Annotated in this window: 16 protein-coding genes and 2 pseudogenes; 12 read left to right on the top strand and 6 right to left on the bottom strand. The window is 51.8% G+C overall.

Annotated elements, in window-relative coordinates; genetic code table 11:
• Positions 1-553 precede the first annotated feature (553 nt).
• From FEK43_RS23390 to FEK43_RS11170, 10 genes and pseudogenes are all read left to right on the top strand, one after another.
• Positions 554-1,630 (top strand): annotated as a pseudogene (locus tag FEK43_RS23390) (DUF4132 domain-containing protein); the annotation flags it as partial.
• Between the two features lie 12 nt (positions 1,631-1,642).
• Positions 1,643-4,675, top strand: coding sequence for a WGR and DUF4132 domain-containing protein (locus tag FEK43_RS22830; RefSeq protein WP_171020816.1), 3,033 nt, complete (start codon positions 1,643-1,645; stop codon positions 4,673-4,675).
• A gap of 9 nt (positions 4,676-4,684) precedes the next feature.
• Positions 4,685-8,332 carry a DUF4132 domain-containing protein gene (locus tag FEK43_RS11200; RefSeq protein ID WP_135407327.1) on the top strand — a complete coding sequence of 1,216 codons (3,648 nt, stop codon included), beginning with the start codon at positions 4,685-4,687 and terminating at the stop codon, positions 8,330-8,332.
• 60 nt (positions 8,333-8,392) lie between these two features.
• On the top strand, positions 8,393-8,740 hold the full coding sequence (locus tag FEK43_RS11195; protein WP_135407329.1) for a hypothetical protein: 348 nt from the start codon (positions 8,393-8,395) through the stop codon (positions 8,738-8,740).
• A 123-nt stretch (positions 8,741-8,863) separates the two neighbouring features.
• Positions 8,864-8,935 (top strand): annotated as a pseudogene (locus FEK43_RS23075) (hypothetical protein); the annotation flags it as partial.
• A 539-nt stretch (positions 8,936-9,474) separates the two neighbouring features.
• Positions 9,475-10,563: a MoxR family ATPase gene (locus tag FEK43_RS11190; protein WP_001313986.1), complete on the top strand. Its 1,089-nt coding sequence runs from the start codon at positions 9,475-9,477 to the stop codon at positions 10,561-10,563.
• A gap of 9 nt (positions 10,564-10,572) precedes the next feature.
• Positions 10,573-12,852 (top strand): DUF5682 family protein, encoded by a 2,280-nt coding sequence (locus tag FEK43_RS11185; RefSeq protein WP_135407332.1) that lies wholly within the window; start codon positions 10,573-10,575, stop codon positions 12,850-12,852.
• Positions 12,845-13,981, top strand: a complete 1,137-nt coding sequence (locus FEK43_RS11180; RefSeq protein WP_135407334.1) for a VWA domain-containing protein — start codon at positions 12,845-12,847, stop codon at positions 13,979-13,981. Before FEK43_RS11185 ends, FEK43_RS11180 begins: the two co-directional genes overlap by 8 nt.
• On the top strand, positions 13,978-15,969 hold the full coding sequence (locus FEK43_RS11175) for an SWIM zinc finger family protein (protein WP_135407336.1): 1,992 nt from the start codon (positions 13,978-13,980) through the stop codon (positions 15,967-15,969). The genes FEK43_RS11180 and FEK43_RS11175 overlap by 4 nt, the downstream gene beginning before the upstream one ends.
• A gap of 133 nt (positions 15,970-16,102) precedes the next feature.
• A complete protein-coding gene (locus FEK43_RS11170; protein ID WP_130207020.1) occupies positions 16,103-16,564 on the top strand; it encodes a YehR family lipoprotein in 462 nt (153 codons plus the stop codon).
• A 40-nt stretch (positions 16,565-16,604) separates the two neighbouring features.
• Here the strand turns inward: FEK43_RS11170 and FEK43_RS11165 are convergent, their stop codons facing one another.
• The 3 genes from FEK43_RS11165 to btsS are packed head-to-tail and all read right to left on the bottom strand — an operon-like array spanning position 16,605 to position 19,523.
• Positions 16,605-17,075: a DUF1456 family protein gene (locus tag FEK43_RS11165; protein ID WP_130257535.1), complete on the bottom strand. Its 471-nt coding sequence runs from the start codon at positions 17,073-17,075 to the stop codon at positions 16,605-16,607.
• A gap of 46 nt (positions 17,076-17,121) precedes the next feature.
• The gene (btsR, locus tag FEK43_RS11160) at positions 17,122-17,841 is read right to left on the bottom strand and encodes a two-component system response regulator BtsR (RefSeq protein ID WP_130207024.1); all 720 of its coding nucleotides are present in this window, start codon (positions 17,839-17,841) and stop codon (positions 17,122-17,124) included.
• Positions 17,838-19,523, bottom strand: coding sequence for a two-component regulatory system sensor histidine kinase BtsS (gene btsS, locus FEK43_RS11155; RefSeq protein WP_130261142.1), 1,686 nt, complete (start codon positions 19,521-19,523; stop codon positions 17,838-17,840). The genes btsR and btsS overlap by 4 nt, the downstream gene beginning before the upstream one ends.
• A gap of 221 nt (positions 19,524-19,744) precedes the next feature.
• On the opposite strand from btsS, the gene mlrA reads away from it, so the two are divergent.
• Positions 19,745-20,476: an HTH-type transcriptional regulator MlrA gene (mlrA, locus tag FEK43_RS11150; RefSeq protein WP_130207028.1), complete on the top strand. Its 732-nt coding sequence runs from the start codon at positions 19,745-19,747 to the stop codon at positions 20,474-20,476.
• 59 nt (positions 20,477-20,535) lie between these two features.
• Positions 20,536-20,643 carry a protein YohO gene (locus FEK43_RS11145; protein WP_064526871.1) on the top strand — a complete coding sequence of 36 codons (108 nt, stop codon included), beginning with the start codon at positions 20,536-20,538 and terminating at the stop codon, positions 20,641-20,643.
• Here FEK43_RS11145 and yehW read toward each other — a convergent pair.
• Genes yehW through yehY form a run of 3 tightly spaced genes read right to left on the bottom strand, consistent with a single transcriptional unit; the run spans position 20,624 to position 23,436 of the window.
• A complete protein-coding gene (gene yehW, locus FEK43_RS11140) occupies positions 20,624-21,355 on the bottom strand; it encodes a glycine betaine ABC transporter permease YehW (protein WP_135407339.1) in 732 nt (243 codons plus the stop codon). The two genes, FEK43_RS11145 and yehW, sit on opposite strands and share 20 nt — an antisense overlap.
• 4 nt (positions 21,356-21,359) lie before the next feature.
• Positions 21,360-22,286 carry a glycine betaine ABC transporter ATP binding protein YehX gene (gene yehX / locus FEK43_RS11135; RefSeq protein WP_135407341.1) on the bottom strand — a complete coding sequence of 309 codons (927 nt, stop codon included), beginning with the start codon at positions 22,284-22,286 and terminating at the stop codon, positions 21,360-21,362.
• Positions 22,279-23,436 (bottom strand): glycine betaine ABC transporter permease YehY, encoded by a 1,158-nt coding sequence (yehY, locus tag FEK43_RS11130; protein ID WP_135407343.1) that lies wholly within the window; start codon positions 23,434-23,436, stop codon positions 22,279-22,281. Before yehY ends, yehX begins: the two co-directional genes overlap by 8 nt.
• Positions 23,437-23,441 lie beyond the last annotated feature (5 nt).

Here is a 23,441-nt window from a genome sequence, read left to right as displayed (position 1 = left end):
CGCCGGGCTACTGCCTGTGGCACTGGGCAAACAGGGAAAAGATCGTGATTGTGCTCGCCAGGCGCTCCGCCTGCTAGTGAAATTAAACCAGCGAGAAACGATTGAGGAAATCGCCCAGGGGTATAACCAACCTGATGTTTTAGCTACGCTGGCAACATTATTTGATAGCGACCCGCTGGAAGAATATCCCGCAAAAATCGCCCCACTGCCCGGCTTTTATCAGTTCACCTTATGGCGCAGACCTCGGCTTAAAAGTAACAACCTGCCTCTGCCAGATGACGCTATGCGCCACCTCGGCACAATGTTGAGCTTTCCACGCGACATTACCTCCTACGCTGGGCTGGCGATCATCAAAGAGACCTTCACCCGCGAATCACTGGCTGACTTTGGCTGGGATCTGTATACCGCCTGGACGGAGGCTGGCGCTCCCGCAAAAGAAAACTGGGCATTTACTTCGCTTGGGATTTTAGGCAATGACGACACCGCGCGTAAATTAACCCCGCTTATCCGTGCCTGGCCTGGGGAATCCCAGCATAAACGGGCGGTTTACGGGCTGGATGTGTTAGCCAGTATCGGTAGCGACATTGCGCTAATGTTGCTTAATGGCATTGCGCAAAAGATTAAATTCGTTGCATTACAGGAACATGCCCGCGAGAAAATCAACATAGTTGCTGAAAACCGTGGGCTGACTATGGCTGAACTGGAAGACCGCCTGGCACCGGATTTAGGGCTTGATATCAACGGCTCGCTGATACTGGATTTCGGCCCCCGCAAATTCACCATTGGTTTTGACGAAACCTTAAAACCTGTAGTGCGCGATGCAAACGGCAACGTCCTGAAAGATTTACCCAAACCAATTCAGAGCGATGATAAAACACTGGCAACTGACGCCGTTAACCTCTTTAAACAATTGAAGAAAGATGTGCGCGCCATTGCCAGCCAGCAGATTGATCGTCTGGAGCAGGCTATGTGCCAGCGCAGACGCTGGACGGCAGAGCAGTTCCGCCTGTTTCTGGTGGAGCATCCGCTGGTACGTCACTTAACCCGACGGCTGTTATGGGGGGTATATAGCGATGAAAACGCCCTTATGACATGTTTCCGCGTGGCAGAAGACAGCACTTACAGCGATGCGCAGGATGAGCTATTCACGCTGCCAGCAGGAAACATCGGTATTCCGCATGTGCTGGAAATCTCCCCTGAATCCGCCGCTGCATTCAGGCAAATATACATTGATTACGAACTGCTTCCCCCTTTCCAACAGCTTGATCGTGGTTGTTACCACCTTGCGGATAACGAGCGTGATGCCCATGAATTGTCACGCTGGGACGGACGTCTCTGCCAGGCCGGACGCATTGTCGGGCTGGAACGCAGAGGCTGGCAACGTCTGGAAGAAAGCGGCAGCATCTATGCGATGCGCAAATCTACCCCTTATGGCGCTCTCGAACTTGAAACAGAACCTTTTTCATTAATTTATGGCGAAACGGGGTATAGCGACCTGCTGCCTGTCGAAAGCGTAAAAATCACTGCCCCTTATGATCGCTATGGTAAACAATCCTCACCCACTTTCTCCGTGCTCGACGACATCACCGCCAGCGAGCTAATTAACGACATCGAATCACTGTTTGATTAAAAGGATTTAGCAATGAAAACCTATATTTATCAGGACGAAAAATCACATAAATTCTGGGCGGTGGAGCAGCAGGGAAACGAGCTGCATATTAGCTGGGGTAAAGTCGGCACCAACGGGCAAAGTCAGGTAAAAAGCTTTGCTGATGCTGCGGCGGCGGAAAAAGCGGAACTGAAGCTGATTGCGGAGAAGGTGAAGAAGGGATATGTAGAGCAAGTAGACTCTAACGCTCACTCACATGACGCCTCAGCAAAGAAAATCCTCGTCACAGAGGAAAAAACCTTAATAAATCATCAGGCTGCGACTAACGGTTTACCATGGCTGGCAGACAACGATCCCATTATTCTTCCCCCGAATATTGCCCGCTATGCACTCAGCCACCGCCTTTGGCCTGGGGAACCAGTAAAAAAACCGACCAAACCCGAGAAACAAAATTTAATTTCCCGGCTGGCAAATCGTACTTATCACTATTATAAAAATCTGACTTTCGATTACAGCTCATGCTCTGATGAATGGGCTGATGCGATTAACCAGGCAATTAGCTTAATTAATGCTCAAAAGCTGGAGGTACCTGCACGTGCTATGGCGGTGCTGACCTTACTGGAAATTTGTTTTTGTCAGAGCTGGAATGATGAAACCTCATCCGAGTTGCTGGATGAAATTGTAAGTACGTTCGGTATTGAATACGCGACTGAAACAGTCATCTTCTGGTGGCAAATTGATTTCGATTTTGACTATAAAGATGAACATTTAACTTTCTTTATTAATCATGCAGATAACAGCAAGGACAGTTATAGAAGGAATAGAGACAAGTTTAGTTTCCGTCTACGTAAACATTTATCGCTGGCTGATGAGGAAGTCTGGAATAACTGTATTGCAAAATTACTCGTTGCGTTACCAGATATATCACTCTATCGCCAGCCGTTAATTGCCATTTTAATGCCAGAAATACCCGAAGTGGCCCATGAGATCGTACACCGATTGCACCAGGTCGCAGATGTTCCACAACTGGAAATGTTGAAACTGGTTGCGACAGATGCCTTCACGCTCGAAATACTGGAAAACTATCAACATATTGATGTATTTAACATCTATGGTACCAGTTGGTCAGCTACAGTATTACGGGAACAAGGCATAGCGGCATTAGCTCGCCTGGTTCCCTATGCTCAACATGACAGTTGCGGCGATGTACTTACATGGGTCAATCATCCCCTGGCTGTTTCTGCCCTTATAGAAGCCGCCGATAATAATAAACGTTGTTATGAACGACTGATAAAAAGTGCCGAAAATTTTCCTTCTGCCACAATAGCAGCATTAGCCGAAGCATTAGTAAAAAAAGATGATAAACGCAAACATACATTGCTGGTTTCATTACTCAATGCAAATCCTTTATTGGCCGAAAAATTAGTCATGAGGTTATCGCCATACGCTGCGGACTTAGTGCAACAATGCCAGCAATTGCTGAATAGTCGCAATGAAGATTTTGCAAACTCAGAAATGCTACCAATGATATTAGTCTCGCCGCCCTGGGCAACGCCAAATAAAAATAACGACAACAGTCCTATGGGTAAATACCCGGCGAAAATACCCGCTTTGCCGTTGTTTTATCAACCCTCATTATGGACACGCCCGAAACTCAAAAATAGCAGCAAGGTACTTCCAGATAACGCCCTCCTCCACCTCGGTGAAATGCTCCGCTTCCCTCAGGAAGAGGCGCTGTATCCGGGATTATTGCAGGTGAAAGACGCCTGCACCGCCGACTCACTGGCGGGATTTTCCTGGGATATGTTTACCGCCTGGCAAGCCGCTGGCTCACCGTCGAAAGAGAGCTGGGCGTTCACTGCGTTAGGTGTTCTCGGCAACGATGACACCGCCCGCAGACTGACGCCATTAATCCGCGCCTGGCCTGGCGAATCCCAGCACAAACGCGCCACCGTTGGGTTGGATATTCTCGCAGCTATCGGCAGCGATATCGCCCTGATGCAGCTTAACGGCATCGCCCAGAAACTGAAATTCAAAGCATTACAGGAGCGGGCAAAAGAGAAAATTGCCGATATTGCCGAGAGCCGCGAGCTCACGGTCGCGGAGCTTGAAGATCGCTTAGCGCCCGATCTCGGTCTGGATGATAACGGTTCGCTGCTGCTGGATTTTGGCCCACGTCAGTTCACCGTCAGCTTTGATGAAACCTTAAAACCGTTTGTGCGCGATGTTTCCGGCAGCCGCCTGAAAGACTTACCTAAACCGAACAAAAGCGATGATGAAACGCGGGCGAACGAGACAGTTAACCGCTATAAGCTGCTGAAAAAAGACGCGCGTACCGTTGCTGCCCAGCAGGTGGCAAGGCTGGAATCCGCCATGTGCCTGCGCCGCCGCTGGTCGGCTGAAAACTTTCAGCTCTTCCTGGTTGAGCATCCACTGGTACGCCACTTAACCCGGCGTCTGATTTGGGGCGTTTATAGCACCGACAACCAGCTACTGGCTTGCTTTCGCGTGGCTGAAGATAACAGCTACAGCACCGCTGACGATGACCTTTTCACTTTGCCGGAAGGCGATATCTCTATTGGTATTCCTCACATTCTGGAGATATCACCGACGGATGCCGCCGCCTTTGGGCAGCTTTTTGCCGACTATGAACTGTTACCGCCGTTCCGCCAGCTTGACCGTAACAGTTACGCGCTGACAGAAGCCGAGCGCGATGCCAGCGAACTGACCCGCTGGGCAGGCAGAAAATGCCCGAGTGGTCGGGTCATGGGGCTGGCGAACAAAGGCTGGATAAAGGGCGAGCCGCAGGATGCTGGCTGGATCGGCTGGATGATCAAACCTCTGGGCCGCTGGTCGTTAATCATGGAAATCGATGAAGGTTTTGCGGTAGGCATGTCACCAGCCGAACTCAGTGCGGAGCAACTCTTAAGCAAACTGTGGCTATGGGATGGAAAAGCAGAGAATTATGGCTGGGGAAGTAATTCAACTCAGGAAGCGCAGTTCTCCGTACTCGATGACATCACCGCCAGCGAGTTCATTAACGATATTGAAGCTCTGTTTGAATAAGGAAAGCACATGAGCAAGGAACTACCGTGGCTGGCGGATAACGCACAACTGGAACTGAAATATAAAAAAGGCAAAACACCACTCAGCCATCGTCGCTGGCCGGGAGAACCAGTGCCTGTTATCACTGAAAGCCTCATCCAGACACTGGGTGATGAACTTCTGCTACGTGGAGGCAGCAAAGAAAATATTAACTGGCAATATGAGCACTGTTCAGCTGAGTGGCACGCCCCCATCAGACAAGCGATCGCGCTGCTCGGCGAGCATAAGCCGTCAGTATCTCCCTTTACAATGGCGGCACTTATCTGTATCGCAAACAATGACAGTGAGCAGTTGCTGGATGAAATCGTCCAAAAAGAAGGGCTGGAATATGCGACGGATGTGGTGATAGCCCATCAGAGTATTGCGCAGGGCTACCGTACTGATCCATCAATAGTGCATTTAATGACGGTGACTGATGACCAGAGTTATGGCTATCGCTCAGAAACCTATAACGAATTCGATCTGCGACTGCGTAAACACCTTTCCCTGGCGGAAGAAAGCTGCTGGCAACGTTGCGCGGATAAACTCATTGCCGCACTGCCAGGAATACCCAAAGTTCGCCGTCCTTTTATTGCGCTGGTGTTGCCGGAAAAACCAGAAATTGCTAATGAACTCGTAAGTGTTGAAAGCCAGTGGACTCATTTTCATTCTAAGGAATGGTTAAAAGTCGTAGCGACTGACCCTAAAGCGATAACGAAACTTGAACGTTTCTGGGTCCTGGACATCTTTTGCGATCGCGAAGCCAGCTACATGTCGCATGAAAACCGCTTCGGCTACGCGGCCTGCGCCGCCCTTTTGCGCGAACAAGGATTGGCAGCCGTTCCGCGCCTCGCGATGTATGCGCATAAAGAAGATTGCGGCAGCTTGCTGGTGCAAATTAACCATCCGCAGGTCATCCGCACTTTGCTACTAGTTGCCGATAAAAATAAACCCAGCCTGCAACGTGTTGCTAAATTTAGTAAAAATTTCCCCCATGCAACACTCGCCGCACTGGCAGAACTGCTGGCGTTAAAAGAACCACCTGCGCGCCCTGGTTATCCCACCATCGAAGACAAAAAGCTGCCTGCACAGCAAAAAGCTCGAGATGAATTCTGGCATACGCTGTTACAAACGCTGATGGCATCGCTGCCACAACTGGCAGAAGACGTCATGCCGTGGTTAAGTATTCAAGCCCGGACAGTGCTGAATAGTTATTTATCGGCACCGCCCAAACCGGTTATTGATAGCACCGATAACAGCAATCTGCCTGAAATCCTCGTTTCACCACCGTGGCGTGGGAGGAAGAAAAAGACTTCCATAACTCACTTTTCGCTGCCTGATCTTACGCTTGCACCGCAAACGTACAGGTCGCCGAATAAACACTGGACGCCGGAACAGCAAGCTGCAATTGACCATTTTAGCGCCATGTCTTTTGACGAACGTCTTGCTAACAGAGGGGCGGATACCTTCTTGCGGGAATTAGGTTTTGACGTTCATAGCCTGAAATTTAATAAGTGTCTTCTTAAAGGACAGTTGGATGCCTTTGATGCTCAGCAACTGCAAGAATACACATCAATAGGACTATTGCGTACTTATCACGCGCATCAGGCCAAATCTAAACAGTACCGGGAAGAAGCCACCAAATCATTACTTGCACAAGATAGCATTGCATTGATGGGAGGGTGGCGAACTTTTCAGCACGGATTTTACTATGGTAATGAAAAGCGTTGGGGGATTTGGAATCTGTACCTTATCGCGCAGATGCCGCGCGAAATGACGGTATCGTGCTGGCAACAAATTGTTGAGGCTGATTTTCATTACACCGGGGTGGAATATCTGTTAAGTGTGCTGGGTACCGATGCTTTGCCTGGATTAAACACCGCCTTTGCACGACATCCAAAAGAGATATTTCCGCTGCTGATTCATTTCGGCGCCACCGAACTGGCGCTACCCATTGCTCGCGTCTGGCGACGTTTCGCGGCGCAGCGTGATCTGGCTCGCCAGTGGATTTTACAATGGCCGGAACATACGGCTACTGCACTTATCCCTCTTGTCTTCACCAAATCCAGCGATAATAGCGAAGCTGCATTACTTGCCCTGCGTTTACTTTACGAACAGGGACATGGCGAATTGCTACAAACTGTAGCCAATCGTTGGCAGCGTACATATGTATGGCCAGCCCTGGAACAATTACTTAAACAGAGTCCAATAGAAATTTACCCGGCACGCCTTCCAAAAGCCCCTGATTTCTGGCATCCGCAAATGTGGTCCAGGCCGCGACTTATCAAGAATAATCAGCCTGTTACTAATGACGCTCTGGAAATTATCGGCGAAATGCTGCGCTTTACCCAGGGTGGACGTTTTTATAGCGGGCTGGAACAACTGAAAACGTTCTGCCAACCGCAAACGCTGGCCACTTTTGCCTGGGATCTCTTCACCGCGTGGCAACAAGCTGGCGCCCCCGCAAAAGACAACTGGGCATTTCTGGCGTTAAGTCTCTTTGGCGACGAAAGCACGGCACGAGATCTGACGACACAGATCCTCGCCTGGCCACAGGAAGGCAAATCTGCCCGTGCTGTCAGTGGTCTGAATATACTTACCCTGATGAATAATGATATGGCGCTGATACAGCTGCATCATATATCGCAACGGGCGAAATCCCGCCCCTTACGTGATAACGCGGCGGAATTCCTTCAGGTGGTCGCAGAAAATCGCGGGCTAAGCCAGGAAGAGTTAGCGGACAGATTAGTCCCATCACTGGGCCTTGATGATCCGCAGGCGTTGATTTTTGATTTTGGTCCACGGCAGTTTACCGTTCGCTTCGATGAAAACCTCAACCCAGTTATCTACGATCAGCAAAACGTTCGCCAGAAAAGTGTTCCCCGGTTGCGAGCCGATGACGATCAACTGAAAGCGTCCGAGGCACTGGCCCGATTAAAAGGGCTAAAAAAAGATGCCACTCAGGTGAGCAAAAACCTGCTCCCTCGTCTTGAAACGGCACTACGTACCACCCGACGCTGGCCGCTGGCAGATTTTCATTCTCTCTTTGTTAATCATCCATTTACTCGCCTGGTTACCCAGCAACTGATATGGGGCGTTTATCTGGCAAATGAACCGCGACGTTTACTCAACGCCTTTCGTGTGGCTGCAGAGGGGGAATTCTGCAATGCACAAGATGAGCCAATTGACCTGCCTGCGGACGCTCTGATTGGCATTGCCCACCCGTTAGAAATGACAGCAGAAATGCGCAGTGAATTTGCACAGCTTTTTGCCGATTACGAAATTATGCCGCCTTTTCGCCAGTTGGCGCGGCGCACGGTACTGCTCGCACCTGACGAGTCAGCCAGTAACAGCCTGACTCGCTGGGAAGGTAAATCCGCTACCGTTGGGCAACTTATGGGAATGCGATACAAAGGCTGGGAGTCAGGCTATGAGGACGCATTTGTCTATGACCTGGGCGCGTACCGGCTGGTCCTTAAGTTTTCACCCGGTTTTAACCACTACAGTGCTGATAGCAAAGCGCTGATGAGCTTCCGTTCTCTTCGAGTGTACCGTGACAATAAATCCGTCACTTTTGCCGAACTTGATGTGTTTGATTTGAGTGAGGCGTTAAGTACGCCAGATGTCATTTTCCACTGACACACAGCGGGCAGTGATGCAACTGCCCGTTATCAACACGACTTACCACCGGGAAAAGCGATGATCGTGCCAAAAGAGCTGGTCGCTATTTACGATTATGAGGTTCCTGTACCTGAAGATCCTTTTTCCTTCAGACTTGAGATCCATAAATGCTCTGAATTATTTACAGGTTTCGTCTATCGACTGGAACGATTCCGGCTACGTCCAACATTTAATGATGCCGACCCGCTAATAAATGATGCGTTGATTTATATAAGAGATGAGTGTATTGATGAGCGAAAATTACGAGGTGAATCACCAGAAACGGTAATAGCAATTTTTAATCGTGAACTACAAAATATATTCAACCGACAAATAGAAAAATATACTCTAAATAATTCAAGTTGCAGGAAGGCGATAAGCGAGTGAATCCCCAGGAGCTTACTAAAGTAAGTGACTGGGGTGAACGACAAATCCGCATGGAGTGGATTTGAACGCTACTTGTAGCGGCCCCGTAAGGGGTGAGGTCCATGGATGGGCCGAATAACCCGCAGTCGCAGCACATGCAACTTGAAGTATGACGAGTATAGCTTTATTAAAGGGGGAAACGGTATTCCCCCTTAAATGCGTTTCAATTTGCCCGTTACTTCAACAAATCAATCAACCGTAACAGAGCCACTAATAACTCCAGTACGGCAATGAGCACGGTTAACTTTTGTGTCAGCGTGTCCATCCGCTCTCCTTATTAAGGAGCGCAACACCAGTACCTTACCCTTACACTGCCTGTCGATACTGGTTTACGTATGTTGAGTCGCCATGTTGCACTCCGGATCAGGGCACCACCTGCGGCACCACCCGTCCGGTAGCCAGGACTTGAAATTGGTTCGATCCGGCGCAACTTCCCAACAGTCAGGATTATAAATCTCATTATCTTAATTGCAACACGGTCCAGAGGTGGTTATAATTCGTTCGTTGAGATGCCATGTTGCACTATCAGTAACTTAACATCAAAGTAGTAAATAAAAGAACCTGCCTCACCAGCAGGTTTTTTTATTTACTGTGATCTGCTTTCCAGATATTTTCCGCTCAAACAACTAATGCGCCAAACATTTATTGCGCGTAAAATATCGTTTATTTTCTTAATACATTTCAGGGATGAATATATGTCACCGCAGAATAATCATCTGCAGCGTCCGCCTGCTGCTGTGTTATACGCCGTTGAACTGGCAAAATTAAAGCAAAATGATAACGCACCTTGCCCGCCCGGTTGGCAGTTAAGTTTGCCTGCAGCCCGTGCTTTTATCCTTGGCGACGAAGCGCAAAATATTAGCCGTAAAGTCGTGATTAGTCCCTCCGCTGTCGAACGTATGTTAGTCACTCTTGCCACCGGACGCGGTTTGATGTTGGTGGGAGAACCCGGCACCGCAAAATCTCTCCTGTCTGAATTACTGGCAACCGCTATTAGCGGCGATGCCGGGTTAACCATCCAGGGCGGCGCATCTACCACCGAAGATCAAATCAAGTACGGCTGGAACTACGCCCTGCTTATCAACCATGGCCCGTCAACGGAAGCGCTGGTCCCTGCCCCGCTTTACCAGGGAATGCGCGACGGCAAAATTGTCCGTTTTGAAGAGATAACGCGTACACCGCTGGAAGTACAAGACTGTCTGTTAGGTATGCTTTCTGACAGGGTGATGACGGTGCCGGAACTCACTGGTGAAGCCAGTCAGCTCTATGCGCGAGAAGGCTTTAATATTATTGCCACTGCCAATACCCGCGATCGCGGCGTCAATGAAATGAGTGCCGCGCTAAAGCGTCGCTTCGATTTTGAAACGGTTTTTCCGATTATGGATTTCGCCCAGGAGCTGGAGCTGGTCGCCAGTGCTTCGGCGCGTTTGCTGGCCCATAGCGGTATTCCGCATAAAGTGCCTGACGCGGTACTGGAGTTACTGGTACGCACTTTCCGCGACTTGCGTGCCAACGGCGAAAAGAAAACGTCAATGGATACACTAACAGCGATTATGTCCACCGCTGAAGCCGTGAACGTGGCCCACGCTGTGGGCGTCCGCGCCTGGTTTTTAGCGAATCGCGCGGGGGAGCCAGCCGACCTGGTGGACTGTATTGCCGGAACCATCGTCAAAGATAACGAAGAAGATCGCGCTCGTCTGCGCCGTTACTTCGAACAGCGTGTCGCCACACATAAAGAAGCTCACTGGCAGGCTTATTATCAAGCTCGCCACCGCCTGCCGTGAGGAAAGAGCATGAGCGAGCCGTTAATTGTCGGCATCCGGCATCATAGTCCGGCCTGCGCCCGGCTGGTGAAATCGTTAATCGAAAGCCAGCGACCACGATATGTGTTGATTGAAGGCCCGGCTGATTTTAATGACCGGGTAGACGAACTGTTTTTAGCCCACCAGCTTCCGATAGCTATTTACAGTTATTGCCAGTATCAGGACGGTGCTGCCCCCGGGCGTGGTGCCTGGACGCCATTTGCTGAATTTTCGCCGGAGTGGCAGGCGCTACAAGCCGCACGTCGTATTCAGGCACAAACTTACTTCATTGATTTGCCTTGCTGGGCGCAAGGTGAAGAAGAGGACGATTCGCCTGATACGCAAGAGGAAAGCCAGACCTTGCTGCTGCGTGCCACCCGCATGGATAACAGCGACACCCTGTGGGATCACTTGTTCGAAGATGAAAGCCAGCAAACTGCATTACCCTCTGCACTGGCGCGCTATTTTGCCCAACTGCGGGGCGACTTCCCCGGCGATGCACTCAATCGTCAGCGCGAAGCCTTTATGGCCCGCTGGATTGCATGGGCGATGCAGCAAAACAATGGCGACGTGTTAGTCGTCTGCGGTGGCTGGCACGCTCCTGCACTGGCAAAAATGTGGCGAGAATGTCCGCAGGAAATTAACAAGCCAGAATTGCCCTCGCTGGCAGATGCCGTTACAGGTTGCTATCTCACGCCATACAGTGAAAAGCGCCTTGATGTGCTGGCTGGATACCTTTCCGGTATGCCTGCTCCGGTCTGGCAAAACTGGTGCTGGCAGTGGGGCTTGCGGCAGGCGGGAGAACAACTGCTAAAAACGGTTCTTACCCGTTTGCGCCAGCACCACTTGCCTGCTTCAACCGCTGATATGGCTGCCGCTCATCTGCATGCGATGGCTCTGGCACAGTTGCGTGGTCATACACTACCGTTACGCACTGACTGGCTGGATGCTATAGCAGGATCGCTGATTAAAGAAGCCTTGAACGCGCCGTTGCCGTGGAGCTATCGCGGAGTTATTCATCCCGATACCGATCCGATTCTGGTTACGTTGATAGACACATTAGCGGGTGACGGATTCGGTAAACTTGCCCCCTCCACGCCACAACCGCCTCTGCCAAAAGATGTCACCTGCGAACTGGAACGTACCGCAATCTCTCTTCCGACTGAGCTTACCTTAAATCGCTTTACCTCCGATGGGCTGGCACAAAGTCAGGTGTTACATCGGCTGGCAATACTCGAGATTCCCGGCATTGTGCGCCAGCACGGAAGTACGCTGACGCTCGCAGGCAACGGTGAAGAACAGTGGAAATTAACCCGCCCGCTTAGCCAACATGCGGCATTGATTGAGGCCGCCTGTTTTGGTGCCACACTCCAGGAAGCCGCACGCAATAAATTAGAAGCCAATATGCTGGAGGCGGGTGGAATCGGCAGTATCACCACATGTCTTAGCCAGGCGGCGTTAGCGGGTCAGGCGTCCTTCAGTCAACAATTACTGGAGCAACTCACATTATTAATCGCCCAGGAAAATCAATTTGCCGAAATGGGCCAGGCGCTGGAAGTGCTATATGCCTTATGGCGGCTGGATGAAATTAGCGGTATGCAAGGCGCGCAGATATTACAAACGACGTTATGCGCGGCTATCGATCGCACGCTGTGGCTGTGTGAATCTAACGGAAGACCGGATGAAAAGGAGTTTCACGCTCACCTGCATAGCTGGCAAGCGTTGTGTCATATCCTGCGCGATCTACATAGCGGTGTGCAGCTCCCCGGCGTTTCTCTTTCTGCGGCGGTGACCTTACTGGAGCGCCGCAGTCAGGCGATTCATGCCCCGGCACTGGATCGCGGTGCGGCTCTTGGCGCACTGATGCGTCTGGAACATCCCAACGCCAGTGCCGAAGCGGCGCTGACGATGCTGACGCAGTTATCCCCGGCACAATCCGGCGAGGCGCTGCACGGTTTGCTGGCGCTGGCCCGCCATCAACTGGCCTGTCAGCCTGCATTTATCGCCGGTTTCAGCAGTCATTTAAATCAACTAAGTGACGCCGATTTTATCAACGCCCTGCCCGATTTACGCGCGGCGATGGCCTGGCTACCGCCACGAGAACGCGGGACGCTGGCGCATCAGGTGCTTGAGCATTATCAACTGGCGCAACTTCCCGTTTCGGCGCTGCAAATGCCGTTGCATTGCCCACCGCAAGCCATTGCACATCATCAACAACTCGAACAGCAGGCACTGGCATCGCTGCAACACTGGGGAGTTTTCCATGTCTGAACTGAACGATCTTCTGACCACCCGTGAGCTACAACGCTGGCGATTGATTCTTGGCGAAGCGGCAGAAACGACGCTTTGTGGACTGGAAGACAACGCCCGACAAATAGACCACGCGCTGGAGTGGCTGTACGGGCGCGATCCTGAACGGATCCAGCGTGGTGAACGTTCCGGCGGATTAGGTGGCTCAAATCTCACCACGCCTGAGTGGATCAACAGTATTCACACGCTGTTTCCGCAACAGGTAATTGAGCGGCTGGAAAGCGATGCCGTGCTGCGCTACGGCATTGAAGATGTGGTGACGAATCTCGACGTGCTGGAACGTATGCAGCCTTCTGAAAGCCTGCTACGCGCCGTTTTGCACACCAAACATCTGATGAATCCTGAAGTGCTGGTTGCCGCCCGCCGGATAGTGCGCCAGGTAGTGGAAGAAATTATGGCGCGACTGGCAAAGGAAGTTCGCCAGGCTTTTTCTGGTGTCCGCGATCGCCGCCGTCGCTCATTTATTCCACTGGCGCGTAATTTCAATTTCAAAAGTACTCTGCGCGCCAACCTGCAACACTGGCACCCGCAACATGGCAAGTTGTATATCGAATCCCCCCGCTTTAACAGCCGTATTAAGCGCCACAGTGAACAATGGCAATTGGTCTTACTGGTTGATCAAAGCGGATCGATGGTCGATTCGGTGATCCACTCTGCGGTGATGGCGGCCTGTTTATGGCAGTTACCCGGCATTCGTACCCATCTGGTCGCTTTTGACACCAGCGTGGTTGATCTCACGGCAGACGTTGCCGATCCGGTAGAGTTATTAATGAAAGTACAATTAGGCGGTGGGACCAATATCGCCAGTGCCGTGGAGTATGGTCGGCAACTTATTGAACAACCGGCAAAAAGCATCATTATCCTCGTGAGCGATTTTTATGAAGGGGGTTCATCATCATTGCTGACGCATCAGGTGAAAAAGTGTGTCCAGAGCGGCATCAAAGTGCTGGGACTGGCAGCGCTCGATAGCACCGCAACACCTTGCTATGACCGCGATATGGCCCAGGCGCTGGTTAATGTCGGCGCACAAATAGCCGCGATGACGCCGGGCGAGCTGGCTACCTGGCTGGCGGAGAATCTTCAATCATGAATTCACTACGCCCGGAATTATTAGAACTGACACCACAGGCACTGACGGCGTTAAGCAATGCCGGTTTTGTTAAGCGCAGCCTTAAGGAACTGGAAAATGGCAATGTTCCAGAAATCAGTCATGAGAACGGCGCTTTAATCGCCACCTTCAGTGACGGTGTCCGTACCCAGCTGACGAACGGTCAGGCACTGAAAGAGGCTCAGTGCAGCTGCGGGGCCAGCGGCATGTGCCGCCATCGCGTGATGCTGGTGTTAAGTTATCAACGACTTTGCGCTACCGCCCAGCCCACGGAAAAAGAAGAAGAGTGGGATCCAGCAATCTGGCTGGGAGAGCTGGCAACCCTACCCGATGCCACCCGTAAACGCGCACAGGCGCTGGTCGCTAAAGGCATCACCATTGAGTTGTTCTGTTCGCCAGGAGAGATTCCCTCTGCTCGCTTACCAATGAGTGATGTCCGTTTTTATTCCCGCAGCAGTATTCGCTTCGCGCGCTGTGATTGCATTGAAGGAACACTTTGCGAACATGTCGTGCTGGCGGTACAGGCCTTTGTCCAGGCCAAAGCGCAGCAAACAGAATTTACCCATTTGATCTGGCAGATGCGCAGCGAGCAAGTTGCCGCGAATGATGACCCATTTGCCAGCAACGAGGGCAACGCGTGTCGTCAATATGTTCAGCAATTAAGCCAGGCATTATGGCTTGGCGGCATCAGCCAGCCGCTCATCCATTACGAGGCAGCATTCAACCGCGCATTGCAGGCGGCAGAGACCTGCAACTGGCGCTGGGTGAGTGAATCAATACGACAGCTACGGGCAAGCGTTGATGCCTTCCACGCCCGCGCCAGCCACTACCACGCCGGAGAATGCCTGCGTCAGCTGGCGGCGTTAACCAGTCGCTTGAACAGTGCACAAGAAATGGCGCGCCGCGACAGTATTGGTGAAATTCCTCCCATGCCGTGGCGCACGGTGGTTGGCGCAGGCATTGCCGGAGAAGCAAAGCTTGATCATCTGCGGCTGGTGTCGCTAGGTATGCGTTGCTGGCAGGATATTGAGCAGTATGGTTTACGCATCTGGTTCACCGATCCCGACACCGGCAGTATTTTGCACCTTTCGCGCAGTTGGCCGAGAAGCGAACAGGAAAACTCACCGGCTGCCACACGTCGGCTGTTTAGTTTTCAGGCTGGCGCACTGGCAGGTGGGCAAATTGTTTCACAAGCCGCGCGTCGCAGTGCCGAAGGCGAGCTGCTGTTAGCTACTCGCAACAGCTTAAGCAGTGTTGTCCCACTGTCGCCTGATGCCTGGCAAATGCTGGGGGCGCCGTTGCGCCAGCCCGGCATTGAAGCTTTGCGGGAATACTTACACTTGCGCCAGCCAGTCTGCGTCCGGCCGCTTAATCAGGTGGATAATTTATTTATTCTGCCGGTGGTGGAGTGTATTTCGCTGGGATGGGACAGCAGCCGCCAGACGCTGGATGCGCAGGTGATTAGCGGCGAAGGTGAAAATAATGTGCTGACGTTATCGCTGCCAGCCTCTGCCTGCGCCCCCTTTGCGGTTGAACGCATGGCGGCGCTTTTGCAGCAGACGGATGATCCCGTGAATCTGGTTTCTGGGTTTGTCCGTTTTGTCGACGGGCAGTTAACGCTGGAGCCGCGGGTAATGATGACGCTAACCCGCGCCTGGGCACTCGATGCAGAAGCTGCGCCAGTTGTACCGCTACCTTCTGCCAACGTTCTTCCTGTGCCGTCCACCGCGCATCAGTTGCTGATGCGCTGCCAGACATTGCTCATTCAACTGCTACATAACGGTTGGCACTATCAGGAACAAAGCGCTATTGGTCAGGCCGAATTGCTGGCGAATGAACTTACCGCAGTGGGTTTTTATCGGCTGGCGCATGTGTTGGCACAATTGCGTAACCCGGAATGCGATTCAAGGGTAGAAGCATTGAATAACTGTGTTTTACTTTGCGAGCAGTTATTACTGATGCTTGAGTAACAAGGAGGGCAAGATGCTTTTTATTAAGAGTTCTACTCCATTTCCGGACTGCTCAAAACAAGGTATAAAGCATATTCTATAGCGCCCTGGTGAGAGTCACCAGTTTCCTGATTTTGATAAAATGGAGTTTTACATGAAGGCTTTCAACAAGCTGTTTTCCCTCGTTGTTGCATCTGTTCTGGTTTTCTCTCTCGCAGGCTGCGGTGACAAAGAAGAATCTAAGAAATTTAGCGCTAACCTGAACGGTACTGAAATTGCCATTACTTATGTCTACAAAGGCGACAAAGTGATTAAGCAATCTTCAGAAACCAAAATTCAGTTTGCAACCATTGGTGCAACCACCAAAGAAGATGCAGCTAAGAAACTTGAGCCATTAAGCGCCAAATACAAAAACATTCCGGGCGTTGAAGAAAAATTAACCTATACCGATACTTACGCGCAGGAAAATGTAAATATCGATATGGAAAAAGTTGATCTGAAAGCCCTGCAGGGCATTTCCGGTATCAAGATGGGTGATGAAGATACCAGCAAAGGTGTCAGCATGAAGCAGATTGAACTGGTCATGGCTGCTGCTGGTTTTAAAGAAGTGAAATAATCTGTCGGCGGCCATGTTCTTGCATGGCCGCCATCTCGCCTTAGCTTTTCTTCACATGCTGGCGCGCTGCCAGTCCACGCAGAAAATAACGCAAGAATTGATCGCCGCATTCGCGGAAGTTTTTATGATCCGGGGCACGCATCATTGCAGTAATTTCCGGCATGGAAACGCGGAACTGCTGTTCGGTCAGGATCGCCAGAATGTCATCGGTTTTAAGCGAAAACGCGATGCGTAATTTTTTCAGCACGATGTTGTTATTAATGCGACGTTCCGGCTCCAGTGCCGGAGCAGACTCATCCTTGCCGCGTTTTTCGTAAATCAAACCATTCAGGAATGAAGACAAAACAATGTCCGGACAACGCTGAAAACCCTCTTCGTCTTCTTTACGTAGCCAGACGGCGATCTGTTCCGCGGTGGCTTCAACATTAGCCAGCGCCAGGATACGCACCAGATCATTATTGTTGGCTTTCAAAATGTAGCGCACGCTGCGCAGAATATCGTTACTTAGCATGAGGCCTTCGGGTGTTAATGAGGCAAAAAGCCATTTTAGCAGTCTTTTACAGGCCAATCGCCTCTTTTAAACTTTTCAGATAACGGCGGCTGACAGGGACGGTTAATCCATTACGCAAAATCAACTCAGCCTGACCGTTATCTTCCAGGCGAATCTCCTGTAAATGCGCGAGGTTAACCAGATACTGTCGATGGCAGCGCAGTAGCGGTGTGCGGCTCTCCAGCGTGCGCAAAGTTAATTCTGTGAAGCCCTCTTTCCCTTCCTGGCTGATAACGTAAACACCGCTCATTCGACTACTAACAAACGCCACGTCTTTCATTTGCAGCAAATAAATACGACTATGACCGGTACAAGGGATAAATTTCAGCGCCTGCTGATTTTCCGGTAACAGTGAAACATCCTGCTTGCTGCGCTCCTGTCGCAAACGCACCAGTGTTTTCTCCAGCCGCGCTTCATCAATCGGCTTCAATAGATAATCAAAGGCATGTTCTTCAAAGGCTTTTATAGCGTATTCGTCAAACGCGGTGAGAAAAACAATATATGGGCGATGTTCTGGGTCAAGCATGCCCACCATTTCCAGACCGCTGATACGCGGCATCTGGATATCGAGAAACAGCACATCCGGGCGCAGTTTATGCACCGCGCCGATCCCTTCTACGGCGTTTGAACATTCGCCGACAATTTCAATATCACTCTGCTCCTGCAGAAACACACGCAGGTTTTCCCGAGCTAACGGTTCATCATCGACAATTAAGACTTTAATCATGCCTCATCCCTCCATGGCAGTCGTAACGTTATTCGGGTGTAACTATCAGGCTCACAGGCGACGCTTATCCCGTAGTCATCGCCAAACCGTTCACGTAAACGCTTATCCACCAGATTCATCCCCAGCCCGCTGGCATTGGTTGCCGGTTGATACAAACCGGCATTGTCTTCGATCTCCAGCATTAAATGTTGCCCATCACGTCGGGCGCTAATTGCCACTCTCCCCGTATCCAGGAGTTGTGATGTCCCATGTTTAATGGCGTTTTCCACTATCGGTTGTAGGGTAAACGCGGGCAATTGCTGCTGAGATAACGCCTCCGGAATAGAAATGTTGACCTGCAACCGAGACTGGAAGCGCGCCTTTTCAATTTGCAGATAAGCATTCACATGTTCAATTTCGTCGGCGAGAGTAACAAACTCCGAAGGCCGCTTTAAGTTTTTGCGGAAAAAAGTGGAAAGATACTGCACCAGCTGACTGGCCTGTTCGCTGTCACGGCGGATCACGGCTTTGATGGTGTTAAGCGCATTAAACAAAAAATGGGGATTGACCTGGGCGTGAAGCAGTTTGATCTCTGACTGGGTGAGCATCGCTTTTTGCCGCTCATACTGCCCGGCGAGGATCTGCGCCGAAAGCAGTTGTGCAATCCCCTCCCCCAGCGTGCGGTTGATCGAGCTGAACAGCCGATTTTTAGCTTCATACAATTTGATGGTACCCATCACCCGCTGATTTTCACCACGCAGAGGGATCACCAGCGTTGAGCCTAACTTGCACTGCGGATGCAAAGAGCAACGATAGGGCACTTCGTTGCCATCGGCGTAAACCACTTCTCCGGTTTCAATGGCTTTTAAGGTATAAGCCGAAGAAATCGGTTTGCCGGGTAAATGATGGTCGTCACCAATACCAGTAAAAGCCAACAGTTTCTCGCGATCGGTAATCGCTACCGCGCCAATATCCAGCTCCTGATACAGCACCTGGGCCACCTTCATGCTGTTCACTTCGTTAAAGCCCTGGCGCAAAATGCCTTCCGTCGAGGCCGCAACTTTCAGCGCGGTAGCGGAAAAAGCCGAGGTGTATTTTTCAAACATCGCGCGCTTATCGAGCAAAATGCGCATAAACAGCGCCGCGCCCACGGTGTTGGTTACCATCATCGGCGCAGCGATATTACTCACCAGACGCACCGCATCTTCATAAGGCCGGGCAATCGCCAGGATGATCAGCATTTGCACCATTTCCGCGACGAACGTGACGGCACCAGCGGTAATGGGGTTAAAGACTTTATCGGTACGCCCGCGGCGGATCAGGATGCTATGTACCAGCCCGCCGAGCAATCCTTCGACGATCGTCGAGATCATGCAACTCAGCGCAGTCATGCCCCCCATCGAATATCGATGTAGACCGCCGGTCAGACCAACCAGTCCGCCCACTACCGGACCACCGAGTAAGCCGCCCATCACCGCGCCAATCGCTCGCGTATTAGCAATCGAGTCGTCGATGTGTAACCCGAACCAGGTGCCCATGATGCAGAAGATGGAAAAGACGATATAGCAGAGAAATTTATGCGGCAGACGAACAGTGACCTGCATTAACGGTATGAATAATGGCGTTTTACTCATCAACCACGCAATGACCAGAAAAACGCACATCTGCTGAAGCAGCAGCAACACCAGATTAAAATCGTACATACCCGCAAACCACACGTCCCTTTAAAACGCGTAACATACATTGCTCGCGTTCAACTTTCTTTGAACTGTTGCAGAAAAATGAAAAATCGTGAGTACGATCACTCAAAACAACCTGGCAAAAACAAAATCATCCTAATCGAGATCAAAAAACGGCCAAAACTACCTGGTTCATAAAAGAACGTCTACAGTTATGCTGGGACCTCGCAAGCAAGGGTGGGACGATGGCGCTTTACACGATTGGTGAAGTGGCGTTGCTTTGTGATATCAACCCTGTCACGTTACGCGCGTGGCAGAGGCGTTATGGGCTGTTAAAACCGCAGCGCACAGACGGCGGTCATCGCCTGTTCAACGATGCCGATATCGACCGGATCCGGGAGATCAAACGCTGGATCGACAACGGTGTGCAGGTCAGCAAAGTTAAAATGCTACTCAGTAATGAGAATGTTGATGTGCAGAACGGCTGGCGCGATCAGCAAGAAACTCTGCTTAGTTACCTGCAAAGTGGCAACCTGCAAAGTCTGCGAATGTGGATCAAAGAGCGTGGTCAGGATTATCCCGCCCAGACGCTCACCACACATCTGTTCATTCCTCTGCGCCGACGGCTTCAGTGCCAACAACCGACTCTCCAGGCACTGCTGGCGATTCTGGACGGCGTACTGATCAACTACATCGCCATTTGCCTGGCTTCGGCACGTAAAAAACAGGGCAAAGATGCGCTGGTGGTTGGCTGGAATATTCAGGATACCACTCGTCTGTGGCTGGAGGGCTGGATTGCCAGTCAACAAGGATGGCGCATTGATGTCCTCGCCCACTCGCTCAATCAACTACGCCCTGAACTGTTCGAAGGCCGTACATTGCTGGTGTGGTGCGGTGAAAATCGAACCTCCGCCCAACAGCAGCAACTCACCAGTTGGCAGGAACAAGGGCATGATATTTTCTCACTCGGCATTTAATGATTCGTTAACAAATGCGCTTTACTGTACAATCCTTTCGTTAACATAAGGAGTGCATTATGCGCATAGCTAAAATTGGGGTTATCACCCTGTTCCTGTTTATGGCGTTAGGCGGTATCGGTGGCGTAATGCTCGCAGGTTATACCTTTATTTTGCGTGCTGGCTAAGCGCCTGCACCAGCCGTTCAAACAGGCGGTCTACGATGATCGCCGCCAGTGCCACCAGTAACGCCCCCTGAATCACATAAGCGGTATTAAATCCGCTAAGCCCGATGATGATGGGCGTACCCAGCGTACTGGCCCCAACCGTTGAGGCGATCGTCGCCGTGCCAATGTTGATAATCACCGAAGTCCGCACGCCCGCCAGAATCACCGGCGAAGCCAGCGGTAACTCGACTTTGCGCAGTCGCTGACTACGGCTCATTCCCATGCCTTTGGCAACTTCGGTCACGCTGGCATCAATCGCTCCCAGCCCGGCAAGTGTCGCCTGCAAGATGGGGAGCACGCCGTAAAGGATCAGCGCGATAATCGCCGGTTGCTGGCCAAACCCAATCACCGGAACGGCAATCGCCAGCACCGCGACGGGCGGAAAAGTCTGCCCAACGGCGGCAATAGTTTCCACCAGTGGGCGAAATTCCGCGCCCCACGGGCGAGTGACAGCAATTCCAGCACCAGTGCCAATGATCACCGCAAATAAACTCGAAATTCCCACCAACCAGAAATGGGCCAGCGCCAGGGCTGCAAAGCTTTCTTGCTGATAAACGGGCCTCGGCAGTTGCGGAAATAAAGCACCGAACAGCGGCTGGCTGTAAGGCAGCCAGAAGATCAGCGCCACAAACAGAGCAATGAGCCAGAACAGCGGATCGCGCAACATCTTCATACGCTTACGCCTCCACCAGCAGATCCTGAAAATGCAGCGTGCCGCAAGGCTGGCCCTGCGTGTTGACCACCGGCAGCACTTCGCATCCCCGCGCAACAAACAGGGAGAGCGCATCGCGTAGCGTCATCTCTTCTGCCAGCGCCTCACCTTCAGCCCGTTCTTCGCGGCGCACGTAATCCGCTACGCTACGCAATGACAACAGACGCACACCCAGTTCGCTGCGCCCAAAAAACTGGCGGACAAAATCGTTTGCCGGACGAGTCAGCATCGCCAGCGGATTGCCCTGCTGCACCACTTCACCGTGATCCATTAACACCAGATGTTCTGCCAGCCGTAGTGCTTCATCAATATCATGAGTGACCAGCACAATGGTTCGCCCCAGCAAACGGTGAATGCGCGTCATCTCTTGTTGCAACGCGCCGCGCGTTACCGGGTCCAGCGCGCCAAAGGGTTCATCCATCAGTAAGACTTGCGGATCGGCAGCCAACGCGCGCGCCACTCCCACACGTTGCTGCTGACCGCCGGAAAGCTGATGCGGATAACGCTCACGCAAATTCGGTTCCAGCCCCAGTAACGCCATTAGTTCGTCGATACGAGCGTCAATCCGCGCCCGCGACCATTTTTGTAATTGCGGCACGGTGGCGATGTTTTGCGCCACGCTCCAGTGGGGAAACAGGCCAATAGATTGAATGGCATAGCCCATCCGGCGGCGCAGCTCCAGCACTGGCAGCGAGCGAATTTCTTCTCCGGCAAAGCGGATCACTCCGCTGTCATGCTCCACCAGGCGGTTAATCATTTTCAGGGTGGTGGATTTACCGGAGCCAGATGTACCGATCAGCACCGAAAAACTCCCTTCCTGAAAATTGAGATTGAGATCGTTAACGGCTTTTTGTGCGCCGAACAGTTTGCTGACATGGCTAAATTCAATCATTACGTTTCACCTTCAGCAGTGCGATAAGCAAATCGAACAGCGCGTCGGTAAGCACCGCCAGAACAATTACCGGGATCACCCCCAGCAACACTAAATCAATGGCACTGCTTAGCAGCCCCTGGAAAACCAACGCCCCAAAGCCACCCGCACCAATTAACGCCGCAATCACCGCCATACCGACGGTCTGCACCATCACCACCCGCAGGCTGCGCAGAAATACTGGCAGCGCCAGCGGTAACTGGACATGCAGGAAACGCTGCGCCCCGCTCATACCCATCGCTGTGGCGCTCTCCAGCACATCACGCGGGATCTGGTTCAAGCCGACTACCACGCCGCGCACCAGAGGCAGCAAAGCATAGAGCACCAGCGCTATCAGTGCTGGCGTCATGCCTGTTCCTGCCACACCAAGCGTACCCAGCAACGGAAAGGCAGTAACCAGCGCGGCAAGCGGCGCAATCAACAGGCCAAAAAGCGCCACCGAAGGCACGGTCTGAATGACATTGAGCAGAGAAAAAATCGCCCCCTGCCGCGCAGTGGAAAAGTAGCACCAGACGCCCAGCGGCACGCCAATCACTAACGCAGGCAGCACCGCACCAAACAGCAGGGTCAGATGTTGCGCCAGCGCGTCATCGAACACATCCTGACGGTTGGCGTATTCTTTCATTAACGAGAGATCGTTAAGCGTGCCGGAGTACAGCAACCACAGCGGAATAATGGCAATCTGCATATGCAACAACCAGCGCCACAGCGGATGCGTGGAAATTCGGCGGATGGCATCGCTACAGGCCAGCAGTACCAGCGCCGCAGCCAGCCAGAAACCACTGCCGAGGCTGGTACGCGCCAGCGCACTGCCATTTTGCGCCAGTTGTGTCGCCGCCTTTCCAGCTCCCCACACCAGCAATACGAAGACGAATTGCGCCAGAATGAGTGCAAAAATGCTGCCTTTTCTACCGGGAATAAAACAGGCAGTCAGCCAGGCGCAACCAACGCCCACCAGCATCCAGATCGTTTGTGGCCACAGTTGCCAGAGATAACGTCCCTCACCAGAGACTAACCTGTTAGGTGCATAGCTGATAAACGGCAGCGCCGCTGCGATTGCCGTCAGCAACAGCAGCAGCGCCAGAACAGGATTAATACGTAGATAAGTCACGGGAA

Source organism: Escherichia sp. E2562 (assembly GCF_005781075.1).
In the GTDB taxonomy this organism is placed as follows: Bacteria; Pseudomonadota; Gammaproteobacteria; order Enterobacterales; family Enterobacteriaceae; genus Escherichia.
Note: the sequence above shows the minus strand (reverse complement) of the source record. Positions and strands in the feature narration are given on the sequence as shown.

Excerpts from the sequence above, each read along its gene's own strand:
- FEK43_RS22830 (WP_171020816.1), top strand. The coding sequence starts at position 1,643 with ATGAAAACCTATATTTATCAGGACGAAAAATCACATAAATTCTGGGCG.
- FEK43_RS11200 (WP_135407327.1), top strand. The coding sequence starts at position 4,685 with ATGAGCAAGGAACTACCGTGGCTGGCGGATAACGCACAACTGGAACTG.
- FEK43_RS11195 (WP_135407329.1), top strand. The coding sequence starts at position 8,393 with ATGATCGTGCCAAAAGAGCTGGTCGCTATTTACGATTATGAGGTTCCT.
- FEK43_RS11190 (WP_001313986.1), top strand. The coding sequence starts at position 9,475 with ATGTCACCGCAGAATAATCATCTGCAGCGTCCGCCTGCTGCTGTGTTA.
- FEK43_RS11185 (WP_135407332.1), top strand. The coding sequence starts at position 10,573 with ATGAGCGAGCCGTTAATTGTCGGCATCCGGCATCATAGTCCGGCCTGC.
- FEK43_RS11180 (WP_135407334.1), top strand. The coding sequence starts at position 12,845 with ATGTCTGAACTGAACGATCTTCTGACCACCCGTGAGCTACAACGCTGG.
- FEK43_RS11175 (WP_135407336.1), top strand. The coding sequence starts at position 13,978 with ATGAATTCACTACGCCCGGAATTATTAGAACTGACACCACAGGCACTG.
- FEK43_RS11170 (WP_130207020.1), top strand. The coding sequence starts at position 16,103 with ATGAAGGCTTTCAACAAGCTGTTTTCCCTCGTTGTTGCATCTGTTCTG.
- FEK43_RS11165 (WP_130257535.1), bottom strand. The coding sequence starts at position 17,075 with ATGCTAAGTAACGATATTCTGCGCAGCGTGCGCTACATTTTGAAAGCC.
- btsR (WP_130207024.1), bottom strand. The coding sequence starts at position 17,841 with ATGATTAAAGTCTTAATTGTCGATGATGAACCGTTAGCTCGGGAAAAC.
- btsS (WP_130261142.1), bottom strand. The coding sequence starts at position 19,523 with ATGTACGATTTTAATCTGGTGTTGCTGCTGCTTCAGCAGATGTGCGTT.
- mlrA (WP_130207028.1), top strand. The coding sequence starts at position 19,745 with ATGGCGCTTTACACGATTGGTGAAGTGGCGTTGCTTTGTGATATCAAC.
- FEK43_RS11145 (WP_064526871.1), top strand. The coding sequence starts at position 20,536 with ATGCGCATAGCTAAAATTGGGGTTATCACCCTGTTCCTGTTTATGGCG.
- yehW (WP_135407339.1), bottom strand. The coding sequence starts at position 21,355 with ATGAAGATGTTGCGCGATCCGCTGTTCTGGCTCATTGCTCTGTTTGTG.
- yehX (WP_135407341.1), bottom strand. The coding sequence starts at position 22,286 with ATGATTGAATTTAGCCATGTCAGCAAACTGTTCGGCGCACAAAAAGCC.